Raw genomic sequence first — 12209 nt, forward strand, 5'->3', positions numbered from 1 at the left:
TTTTCTCCTCCTATCAAGTTCGTAATATAATATTCATTTCATATTTAATGCACTTCTCAGTCCAAACACTTCAAGCTATAGTCAAATAAAAGACATTAATGGCAAGGACAGCGAATGAAATACCATACAATCCCGCATTCTAGTTTAGAGATCAGTAAGATCTGCCTCGGTACCATGACCTTTGGTGAACAAAATAATCAGGATGAAGCCCATAGCCAATTAGATTTCGCCTTTGAGCATGGCGTCAACTTCATTGATACTGCGGAAATGTATCCCGTCCCGCCGAATGCTAATACCCAAGGTTTAACAGAAAGTTATATTGGTAATTGGCTAGAAAAAACACAATTACGAGATAGAGTTGTGATTGCAACAAAAGTGGCAGGCCCCCGTAATGTGCCTTATATTCGTGACAATATGTCGCTTAATCGACGTCATATTCATGATGCGGTGAATGATAGTTTAATTCGCTTAAAAACCGATTATATCGATCTCTACCAGCTGCACTGGCCTCAACGGCAAACCAATTGTTTTGGTAAGTTAAACTACCATTATGAAGAAGATCATTGTGGTGTTACGTTAATTGAAACACTAGAGGCATTAAGTGAGTTAGTCACAGCAGGAAAAATCAGATATATCGGCGTCTCCAATGAAACCCCTTGGGGAGTCATGTCTTATCTTCAGCTCGCAGAAAAACACAATTTACCAAGAATCGTATCCATTCAAAATCCCTACAATTTACTTAACCGTAGTTTTGAAGTCGGACTTTCTGAAATTAGCCATCATGAAGGTGTAGAGCTACTCGCCTATTCCCCGTTAGCTTTTGGCGCATTAAGCGGTAAATATTTAAATAATGCCAAGCCTAAAGGGGCGCGATGCACTGAGTTTCCTCGCTTTTCACGCTATTTTAATCAGCAAGGTATTCAAGCCACACAAGCTTATATTGATGTCGCTAATAAGCACGGACTTGATCCCGTCCAAATGGCACTCGCGTTTGTTAACCAACGTCCTTTTGTTGCGGCAAATATCATCGGTGCCACTACACTAGAGCAGTTAGAAAACAATATAAACAGTATTGATCTCATGCTTTCTGAAGAAGTTATGACAGATTTAGAGCGAGTTGGTATTCAATACTCAAACCCTTGCCCTTAGTGTTTGAGTATTACGTAACGGTTGGCCAGCAAGTAAAAATACTTGCTGGCCTTACTCCTTACGTGTTGTGTCTAAATCTTAATGTTCGTCTGAGATGACGAACTTTACGCTCGGCATGAACAAGATGACTCAATGCAATACGTCCATCACTTTCAACCCCCACATCGCGCATTAAGTGAGGGGAAAGAACAGGTAAATAGACACTGACTCGACGTTGCTGATGTCGCCATAACGCCTCTTCTCGTTTCACATCTTGTTGGATTAAAAAAATAGCAAATCGGATATACACAGACTGGCGCATAATGACATTCTCCTTGGCTTTAAATTAAGATTCACACTCTAACCATGTCGCTGTTCTTTGCTAAAGGATCGGACATTTTCAAATTGGAAAGATATGCTTAAAACCAATACTAACGAATCATTAACATATAACAAGTAAATTTATGCCATCAATGTAACTGCATGTTTTTATGCTATAAGACTCTACTTTTATTCGCTATAGACTAATTTAAAACCAATATTTTCATGAAATATCAGCAGAAACATTTATGTAGTATTGGTAGAGAGAATGATATTTAGATCTAAAAAAACAGCCACCTTGCAGTCGCTGTTGTATTAATCAATCAACGTTAAATGATATTAACCTTGGCGGAAACAACGAGGAGGTGGGATCAAGTCATGTTTATTCAGCAATCGATACATAGTGGCGCGAGATACACCTAATTCTCTCGCTGCTGCAGAGATTTGACCTTTGTTATTTTCTAATACTGTTAATAATGCCGTTCGTTCCGATTCTTCACGAATTTTCTTTAAACTTTGCTTATCTTCAGTCACTCGGGGAATGTCTAAATGCTCCGCTTCTATACACTTAGTTTCAACCAGTAATACAGAACGCTTGATTTGACTAATTAATTCACGGACATTGCCAGGCCATTGATATTGAAGCAACATCGCTTTGGCTTGTTCAGAAAACGTCTTAACAACACTATTATATTGCCTAGCATATTTTAAGAGTAAAAACTCTGCTAGTAATACAATATCCCCGCCTCTTTCACGTAAAGCAGGTACCGTTAGTGACACCACATTTAATCTAAAATACAGATCACGGGTTAATGTATCTAACTCTGATAGATCTTCAAAATTGTGACTACTGGTGGCTATAAAACGGATATCTAACGTTAAAATACTGCCATCAGGATGATAATAGACACCATCACTGAGTATTTTCAGTACTTCTTTTTTTCGATCATCTGCAAGTAAAGTAAACTCATTAAGTACTAACACACCGTTATTGGCATAATCGAGATAAGAATTTTGTCCAACCTCATTTATCCACCCGGCTTGTAAATTTTCACAATTAACACGTACTAGCGGCTTTTTGGCTCGAACCGAAGCTTGATGTAAGGCTTCTGCTACTACTAATTTTCCAGTACCAATTTCACCACTGATTAAAACAGGTACATCACTTAATGCAACACGCTTAACTTGATCACGAAGTTTCTTCATCACTGGCGTATTGCCTTGCAAGCCTTGTTGCCCAAACTGGCCTAACTGAGGCCAAACTTGACGTTCTAATGCTAGCATTCCACTTTGGTGACCAATGGTTTGCTTTAGTCGCTCACAAGGAACAGGAGTAGAAAAATAATCTAAGCAAAAATTCACAATTAATTGACTTATTGCTTCATTATTTAATTGTTCATCACGCACAATCGCTATCCAGCGTACTTGCTTATTACGATTCACAAGTGCGGCTAAGCTATGCAAACTGAAATCATCATTACTTAGATCTACAACACCTACACAGGGGCCCATTTCTAACAATAAAGATTCTGCTGCGCGTAAATCATAACAACGGTGACATGACCACCCAGCCGCCTCCATTGATGGAAGCCACTTTTGATTTACTCCGCCAAAGACAACAATTGAATTCGCTGCCCCGATCTTATTTCGTTTATCCATCCCTAATCGCCCTTGATAACGTTATTACGTAGCACGACTGTTGTTTTAATGTGTATTAATAGTAACCGCACCAAATACTTAACAATACTATATGTACGCCACACCAGTGAGCAACATGTTTACTATTAAATTCAAAGTATGCATCTATTTTTTATCTTAAAAGTTACATTTTATCGAAATACATCACAATCTTAATGAATTATTCTAAAAATCACATTCATTTTTAATGCAACAAATTAAAAAATAGCACCATTAAATATAAGGAAATGGTTATTCAGTTTTGTTTTTAGCAAAAAAAACCACCGCTTAGCGGTGGTTTTTTATATCAGAGCTTAGAACTAGTTGCTTTGAGGACGCATTGCTGGGAATAGGATCACGTCACGGATTGTGTGTGTATTAGTAAATAACATCACTAGGCGATCGATACCAATACCTTGACCCGCTGTCGGTGGTAAGCCGTGCTCTAGCGCTGTAATGTAATCTGCATCGTAGTACATTGCTTCATCATCACCCGCATCTTTAGCATCAACCTGCGCTTTGAAGCGTTGATCTTGATCTTGTGCATCGTTAAGCTCAGAGAAACCATTCGCTACTTCACGACCACCGATGAAGAATTCAAAACGATCTGTAATGAATGGATTTTCATCGTTACGACGAGCAAGTGGAGAAATATCTGCTGGGTACTCAGTAATGAAAGTTGGTTGCATTAGTTGAGGTTCAGCGGTTTCACCGAAGATCTCTTCTAGCAACTGACCACAAGTCCAGAAATCTTCAACATCAACGTGTACAGATTTAGCAATCTTCACCATTAGCTCACGATCAGCAACGCCTTCGTAAGTTAATGCTTGGATTTCTGCGTGCTCTGGGTTGTACTGCTTGATAGCATCTAGCATGCTCATACGTGTGTATGGACCTGCAAATTCAACTTCAAACTCACCGTATGGCATTTTAGAAGAACCAAGAACGTCAATCGCAATGCTGCTTAGCATTTCTTCTGTCAGATCCATCAGATCGTTGTAATCTGCGTACGCCATGTAGAATTCCATCATGGTGAATTCAGGGTTATGACGAGGAGATAGACCTTCGTTACGGAAGTTACGGTTGATTTCGAATACACGCTCAAAACCACCAACCACTAGACGCTTAAGGTAAAGCTCTGGTGCAACGCGTAGGTACATATCGATATCGAGTGCGTTATGGTGTGTGATAAATGGGCGTGCTGTTGCACCACCTGGGATCACATGCATCATTGGTGTTTCAACTTCCATGAAGCCTTTCGTTACCATGAAGCTACGGATCGCAGATACCACTTTTGAACGAACCACAAAAGCATGACGTGAATCATCGTTAACGATAAGATCAACGTAACGCTGACGGTAACGCATTTCTTGGTCAGTTAAGCCATGGAATTTTTCAGGTAAAGGACGCAGTGCTTTTGTTAGCAGCTCGTACTCATCCATATTCACGTAAAGATCACCTTTACCTGACTTATGAAGAGCACCTTTAATACCGATAATGTCACCGATATCTAAGCCTGAATACTTCTCTTTTAGCTCTTTCTGCACATCTTTTGATGCGTAAGCTTGAATACGACCAGATACATCTTGAATAGCCAAGAAAGGACCACGCTTAGCCATAATACGACCCGCGATTGCAAATACATGACCCGCTTCTTCAAGCTCTTCTTTGGTCATTTCACCGTATTTTGCATTGAGATCTGCCGCTAAGCTATCGCGACGGAAATCATTGGGGTGGCCATTTGCTTTGCAGTTTTCGCGGATCATATCTAATTTAGCGCGACGCTCAGCAATCAGCTTATTCTCATCTTGTAATTGATCAGTCATGGGGTAACCCTTAAATTTTTACCGGAATTCGGTTAAAGACCTGATTTCAGGCTTGCTTCTATAAAACGGTCTAAATCACCGTCCAGTACTGCCTGGGTGTTACGATTTTCCACCCCAGTACGTAAATCTTTAATGCGGGAGTCATCTAATACGTATGAACGAATTTGACTACCCCAACCAATGTCGGATTTGGTATCTTCACTGGCTTGCTTTTCAGCATTTTGCTTCTGCATTTCATATTCAAACAATTTCGCTTTTAACTGCTTCATTGCCTGATCTTTGTTTTTATGCTGAGAGCGATCGTTCTGACACTGCACCACAATGTTAGTTGGAAGGTGGGTAATACGTACCGCAGATTCCGTGGTGTTAACGTGCTGACCACCCGCGCCTGATGCACGGTATACGTCAATACGTAGATCTGATGGGTTAATATCAATCACGATATTGTCATCAATTTCAGGATAAACGAATGCTGAAGCAAAAGAAGTATGACGACGACCACCTGAATCAAACGGTGACTTACGCACTAAACGGTGAACACCTGTTTCAGTACGTAACCAGCCATAAGCATACTCGCCACTGATTCGAACGGTAACCGATTTCAGACCGGCAACATCACCATCAGAGATTTCAATGATTTCGGTTTTAAAACCTTTGGCATCAGCCCAACGCAAATACATGCGTAGCATCATTGAAGTCCAATCTTGTGCTTCTGTACCACCTGAACCTGCTTGAAGGTCAAGGTAACAATCAGACGCATCGTGATCGCCTGCAAACATACGACGAAATTCCAACTTAGCTAACTTAGCTTCAAGCTCAGCTAACTCAGGTTCAATCTCATCAAATGTTTCTTGATCGTTTTCTTCCACCGCCAGCTCTAATAAACCTTCAACGTCTTCAACGCCTTGATCTAGTAGGTCAATGGTTTCAACTACCGCTTCCAGTGATGCACGCTCTTTACCTAACGCTTGTGCGCGATCAGGTTCATTCCATACATCTGGTTGCTCTAATTCTGCGTTTACCTCTTCTAGACGCTCTTTCTTAGCATCGTAGTCAAAGGTACCCCCTAAGGGTATCAGTACGTGCTGACACATCCTCAAGTCGGTTTTTAATAGGATTAATCTCGAACATTGCCACTCTTCATTGTCGAAATGGACATAACCGAAAGATTCTATCGAATTGTAGATAGAATATACAGAGGGAGAGAAAGGTTATAAGAAAATTAATAATAAAATGGCGAGATTCTAGGCTTAATCAGCCTTGAAAACCTCGCCACTAAGATATTCGTTATCAAAAAATGAAAATAATACTTATTTCGCGTTCAAATGTTCAATCATCAATTGCACACTGCGGTTGCCTCGGTATTCATTAACATCTAAACGGTAAACCAATTCAACTTGTTGAACCGATGCATCAGGCCAACGTTTCACATCGACATTAAAAGCAATCGCATCAATTACGCTACCGCCACTTAGCGGCTCTACCATCATCTTAAGGTGTTTCCCGCCCACTAACTTTTGATGCAATAATCGGAAAGTACCATCAAAGGCTGGCTCAGGAAATTGTTGTCCCCAAGGACCACCAGCACGAAGAATTTCAGCGACATCTAGGTTTAATTCATGACAGCCTAACTCACCATCTGTCATCAATACCCCTTTTAGCGCTTCTTCATCGAGTACATTGCGTACCACCGCATCAAAAGCTTTACTAAAAGCATCTAATTTATCTTCAGGGATAGTAAGTCCTGCCGCCATCGCGTGACCACCAAATTTCAAAATCATCCCAGGATTTTGGGTATCGACCAGATCTAGCGCATCACGCATATGTAATCCAGGAATTGAGCGACATGAGCCTTTAATTTCACCGTTCCCCGCATCGGCAAAAGCAATCACAGGACGATGATATTTATCTTTAATACGTGAGGCTAAAATACCAATCACACCTTGGTGCCAATCGCGCTGGAAGAGCACTAAACCATAAGGCATATCTTGCTGATTAAACTTCAAACGCTCACAAATCGCTAAGGCCTCATCTTTCATGCCCAGCTCTATTTCTTTTCGTGTCTGATTTAAGCCATCTAGCTCTGATGCCATACGACGCGCTGATTGAATGTTTTCACACAACAGGAGTTCAACCCCAAACGACATATCATCTAATCGTCCTGCGGCATTAATGCGAGGCCCTAAGGCAAACCCTAAGTCACTGGTCACTAAACGCGCCGGATCGCGATTGGCAACCTCAATTAGCGCTTGAATACCAGGTCGACACTTACCCGCACGAATACGTTGTAAGCCTTGATGCACTAAAATACGATTATTGCCATCAAGTGCAACGACATCAGCAACAGTTCCCAGTGCGACTAAATCGAGTAATTCAGCCAGATTAGGCATGGCGATACCTTGTTGCTCAAACCAACCTCTCTGACGTAATTCAGCGCGCAGTGCCAGCATGAGGTAGAAAGCCACCCCGACACCACACAGCGCTTTAGATGGAAACCCACACTCATTAAGATTTGGATTAACAATCGCATCAGCGATCGGTAAACAATCGCCTGGCAAATGGTGATCGGTAACTAATACGGTCAAGCCTTTTTCTTTCGCTACCGCAACGCCAGCAATCGAAGAAACTCCGTTATCCACGGTCATAATCAGCTCTGCGCCACGTTCAATGGCTTGTTCAACCACTTCAGGGCTCAGGCCATATCCATCGTCGAAACGGTTAGGTACTAAATAATCAACATTTTTACAGCCGAGCATACGAAGCGCTAGCACAGATAATGCTGAACTTGTTGCGCCATCAGCATCAAAATCACCAACAATGATAATTCGTGTGTTTTGCAAAAGCGCATCCACTAACAACTGAACTGCGCTAGTCATACCATGAAGCTGATTGTAATTAAGTAGCCCCTTGGCACTACGCTCCAACTCAGCATCATTTTTGATCCCACGGCTAGCATAAATACGTTGTAAGATCGGAGGGATTTGATCTGAGAACCCCTCAGTATCTGCTAAAGGGCGACGTTTAATTTCAATCATAATCAGGCTTCTTATCAGTATTATTATCTTTTCATAGTAACGAAATAGCCTATAACAAAAAAGCCTGAACATAATGCTCAGGCTTTCTATTATTCCATCATCTACGACGCTAAATTAGCTTTTTGGTTGGCTATCAAGTAGCTGACGTAATGCTGCAGGCGGCTGATAACCAGGGATCATCGTACCATCAGCGAGAATAATAGCAGGCGTACCGTTCACACCCATTGCAACACCAAGCTCGTATTGTGCACGCACTAAATCTGGACGAGGTGTGATCTTACTTGTATCAAAATTGCCACTCTTCGCATCATCCATCGCTTTTGCACGATCTTTAGCACCCCAGATCGCACTCATTTGATTAAAGTTGCCAGAACGCTCACCACCACGAGGGAAGGCTAAATAACGAACAGTAATGCCTTCATCATTATAACCTTTGATATCATTATGTAATTTACGACAATAGCCACAGCTTGTATCGGTGAACACGGTAACGACATATTTTTCGTTCTTTGCAGGATAGACAATCATGTCTTTTTCCATCGCTGCAATTTTATCCTTGTTCATTTTTGCCATTTTTTGCTCTGTTAAGTTAACAGGCTGCGCACCATTATTTTCGTATAAGTGACCAACGACAAAATACTTACCATCATCAGAAGCATAAACAATGCCACGCTCTGTCATAATTTCATTTAATCCTGAAATCGGAGACGCTTCAATCGATGAAGGGGTTAAGCCGACTTTCGCAAGTTGCTGACTAATCGCCGCTTCATCTGGCTTCGCTGCCGCTGAAAAAGCCGTTAAAGCAACCGCTGTTGCCACAATTGTTCGGCTGATAAAGTGCATTTAATTTATCCTTAATTAATGATGATACTCTCAATCTTTATGAGACCTAATTCATCGTAAAATAGTTTCAAACTTTCTACTCTCATTTGCTAGGCAAGAATAAGTCAACTCTAACGGAACGCAAATAGTATTCACGAATTTACCTAACACTCTCTCACAATTATGCGCGAGGATGGTGAGTTTGGTGTAATTGTTTTAACCTTTCCGTTGCAACATGGGTATAAATTTGTGTGGTTGATAGGTCACTATGTCCAAGCAACATTTGTACCACACGAAGATCAGCACCGTAATTTAATAAGTGCGTTGCAAAGGCGTGACGCATCACGTGAGGTGATAATGTTTCTGCATCAATTCCCGCTAAAACAGCATAGTGTTTAATCCGATGCCAAAACGTTTGACGGGTCATTTGTCTTGCTCGACGACTCGGAAATAACACATCAGAGCTTTTTTCTCCCAGTAGTTGCGGACGCCCCGTATCAATAAATTGTTCAATCCAATCGACAGCATTTTCTCCCATCGGGACTAATCGCTCTTTATCACCTTTACCAGTAATGCGAACGACACCTTGGCGCAAGCTAATATTTTCCATAGTTAATGTCACAAGCTCAGTTACACGCAAGCCTGTTGCATACAACAATTCAAGCATCGCTTTATCGCGCAGTTCAATCGGATCATTAACATCGGGTGCTTCTAATAACGCATCCACTTGTGCTTCACTTAAATCTTTGGGTAAGCGTTTGGGTAATTTAGGTGTCACTAGCATCGCACTCGGATCGTCATCACGCATCTTTTCACGATGTAAATATTGAAATAAACGGCGAATAGCAGAAACCATACGTGCACGTGAGGTTTGCTTATAATCTTTATCAAATAACCATTGTTGATAACGCTGTAAATCATCAACTGAAACACTGATGACATTACGTGATTCTTGTTTTAACCAGCGTAATAGCTTGGTTAAATCATTGCGGTAAGACGACAAGGTATTTTCAGATAATCCTCGCTCCATCCACATCGCATCCAGAAAACGTTCGATAATAACGTCATCGTTTTCCATTTTTCACTCCAAAATCTGTGTTAGCAAAGCTTCAACACATGGATAAAAACACAGTACTTTCATTCATCATAGGATATTTTAAAGCAAAAGTAACGAGGCTTATTACAACAGACAATAAGTGAAAAAATATCGGATGCTTTTATTCACTTTATTGAGCTTGTAAGGTCATTACAGGTACACTCAAACAATAAATAAAAATACTAGGATACTCAGCATGAAAATCGGTTTGTTTTATGGCTCAACCACCTGCTATACCGAAATGGCAGCAGAAAAGATCCGTGATTGTATTGGTCCCGAGCTGATTGAACTGCGTAATATTAAAGAAGCAGACATCAATGAGATGAACCAGTTTGATATGCTTATTTTAGGTATTTCAACCTGGGACTTTGGTGAACTGCAAGAAGATTGGGAAGCCGTGTGGCAGCAGCTTGATGGATTACGTTTAACCAATAAAACCATTGCATTGTTTGGCTTAGGCGATCAAGAAGGTTACACCGAGTGGTTCCTTGATGCGATGGGAATGCTGCATGACAAGCTATTAGAAGCAGGCGTTCAATTTATTGGCTACTGGCCCAATGATGATAGCTACCAATTTGAAGCATCAAAAGCCCTTACTGACGATAAACAATTCTTTGTCGGTCTTGCGCTGGATGAAGACTCACAATACGAACATTCCGATCAACGTATCACCCAGTGGTGTGAGCAAATTATGCTTGAGTACGCCGAAACCTTGTGAGCAATCACATTGCATATATCAACAAAAAGGGATGCACATGGCATCCCTTTTCTATGTCTATCTCAACAGTGAATTTACGCTAACTTATCTTGTGGCCCCATCGCTTTGCCACCGACAAAGCGCGTGATCGCAAGCGCAATCAAAGTCGGTAATACCCAAGCCATACCATAATTAAATAGTGGTAAATCACTGAACATTGATACATCAAACTTCAAGTATTTCGCCACATCAATCATGCTAAAGATAAAAGAAACCAACAACACAACACGGTATGCTAAACGTGGATTCGGTAACCATTTACGTACTAAGGTTAATGCGACCAGTGCAATCGCGACTGGATACAAAGCAAATAACACAGGTACAGATAACGCAATCAACTGGTTCAAACCCACATTGGCTACCACCGCACAAATTACCGCCAAAATCACCGCCCACTTTTTGTAAGACAGTGACGTCAAAGAGCTGAAGTAATCTGCACATGCACTGATCAAACCGATCGCTGTCGTTAAACAGGCAAGTAATACAATTGCAGATAGGATCACCTGACCCGGCGCACCAAATAACGCCATCACATAGCCAGTTAAGATAACGCCACCATTAGCCGCATTAGGTGCAATCGCTGTACTGGTCGCGCCTAAGTAAAATAATGAGATATATACAAAGGCTAAGCCTGCTGCTGCAATAAGACCGGCGTAGATCAGGTAGGTACAGGTTGTTTTTTCATCACTAACACCTTTACTGCGGATCACATCCACAATCAGCATACCAAACATCAAGGCCGCGAAAGTATCCATGGTGTTATAGCCTTCAAGGAAACCTTTCGTAAACGCCTGTGTTACATACTCACCTTGCGCTGCAACAATCGAACCTTGTGGATTTACAAATACTGCAATAGCCAGTATAGCCAATACGATAAACAGTGCAGGTGTTAAGAACTTACCAATCATGTCGATCAGCTGGCCACGAGACCAAGCAAAAAAGAGGGCGACTGCAAAAAAGATCACAGAAAAAGTCGTTAAGCTTGCTTGACCAGCATCTGCCGCCATAAATGGTTTTACTGCCATTTCATAAGCGACTAAACCTGTTCGCGGCGCAGCAAAAGCAGGACCAATAATAATAAAAATCAGCACCGCCATTAACGTTGCTATTTTTGAGGGTAAATCACGGGTTAACCCCTGCCAGCCACCACCTGCCATTGCAACGGCAATAATGCCAATTAAAGGTAGACCAACGGCTGTAACTAAAAAGCCAAACATGGCCGAAAGCATATTTTCACCGGCAAGTTGACCTGCTAATGGTGGAAAAATAATATTCCCAGCACCAAGAAAGAAAGCGAAAGTCATAAAACCTAACGCTATAATGTCTGTTACTTTGAGTGTCTTTTTCAAACTGCACCTTCCACTCTTCTTATGGGTTACGTGTTGTGTTTTTATAATTATCCACGTTGATTACAAAATTAAACATATATAACCAACGAAAACATAATGGATAAAAACAGCATTCTTGGCAATAGTGTAGAAATAAACACCATATAATACATAAACAAAGCATTAAAACCAAAATATAAAACCAATAAAGACAACAAG

General features: G+C 41.1%; 10 protein-coding genes. 2 read left to right on the forward strand and 8 right to left on the reverse strand.

Features of this window, described 5'->3' with window-relative positions:
- Window positions 1-114 precede the first annotated feature (114 nt).
- Window positions 115-1149, forward strand: coding sequence for an NADP(H)-dependent aldo-keto reductase (locus C9J40_RS10185; protein WP_107207257.1), 1035 nt, complete (start codon window positions 115-117; stop codon window positions 1147-1149).
- A 58-nt stretch (window positions 1150-1207) separates the two neighbouring features.
- On the opposite strand, the gene C9J40_RS10190 is transcribed toward C9J40_RS10185, so the two are convergent.
- From C9J40_RS10190 to xerD, 7 genes are all read right to left on the reverse strand, one after another.
- Window positions 1208-1450 carry a hypothetical protein gene (locus tag C9J40_RS10190; protein WP_107207256.1) on the reverse strand — a complete coding sequence of 81 codons (243 nt, stop codon included), beginning with the start codon at window positions 1448-1450 and terminating at the stop codon, window positions 1208-1210.
- A gap of 338 nt (window positions 1451-1788) precedes the next feature.
- Window positions 1789-3108 (reverse strand): sigma-54 dependent transcriptional regulator, encoded by a 1320-nt coding sequence (locus C9J40_RS10195; protein WP_107207255.1) that lies wholly within the window; start codon window positions 3106-3108, stop codon window positions 1789-1791.
- A 338-nt stretch (window positions 3109-3446) separates the two neighbouring features.
- Window positions 3447-4952, reverse strand: a complete 1506-nt coding sequence (gene lysS / locus C9J40_RS10200; protein WP_005369658.1) for a lysine--tRNA ligase — start codon at window positions 4950-4952, stop codon at window positions 3447-3449.
- Window positions 4953-4984: 32 nt separating this feature from the next.
- Window positions 4985-6083, reverse strand: a protein-coding gene (gene prfB / locus C9J40_RS10205; RefSeq protein WP_105059510.1) for a peptide chain release factor 2 whose coding sequence is annotated in 2 segments (ribosomal slippage) — window positions 4985-6007 and window positions 6009-6083 — 1098 coding nt in all. Because the reading frame shifts where the segments join, the coding sequence is not laid out codon by codon here.
- Between the two features lie 179 nt (window positions 6084-6262).
- Complete coding sequence (gene recJ / locus C9J40_RS10210) at window positions 6263-7987, reverse strand: single-stranded-DNA-specific exonuclease RecJ (protein WP_107246729.1); 1725 nt, start codon at window positions 7985-7987, stop codon at window positions 6263-6265.
- 114 nt (window positions 7988-8101) lie between these two features.
- Window positions 8102-8830 (reverse strand): bifunctional protein-disulfide isomerase/oxidoreductase DsbC, encoded by a 729-nt coding sequence (dsbC, locus tag C9J40_RS10215; protein WP_107207253.1) that lies wholly within the window; start codon window positions 8828-8830, stop codon window positions 8102-8104.
- Window positions 8831-8990: 160 nt separating this feature from the next.
- Window positions 8991-9887, reverse strand: coding sequence for a site-specific tyrosine recombinase XerD (gene xerD, locus C9J40_RS10220; RefSeq protein ID WP_107207252.1), 897 nt, complete (start codon window positions 9885-9887; stop codon window positions 8991-8993).
- A gap of 214 nt (window positions 9888-10101) precedes the next feature.
- Between xerD and fldB the strand changes: the two genes are divergently transcribed.
- Complete coding sequence (fldB, locus tag C9J40_RS10225; RefSeq protein ID WP_107207251.1) at window positions 10102-10623, forward strand: flavodoxin FldB; 522 nt, start codon at window positions 10102-10104, stop codon at window positions 10621-10623.
- A gap of 74 nt (window positions 10624-10697) precedes the next feature.
- On the opposite strand, the gene brnQ is transcribed toward fldB, so the two are convergent.
- Window positions 10698-12011: a branched-chain amino acid transport system II carrier protein gene (gene brnQ, locus C9J40_RS10230; protein ID WP_107207250.1), complete on the reverse strand. Its 1314-nt coding sequence runs from the start codon at window positions 12009-12011 to the stop codon at window positions 10698-10700.
- Between the last annotated feature and the right edge of the window lie 198 nt (window positions 12012-12209).

This window comes from Photobacterium sp. GB-72 (assembly GCF_003026095.1).
GTDB lineage: Bacteria > Pseudomonadota > Gammaproteobacteria > Enterobacterales > Vibrionaceae > Photobacterium.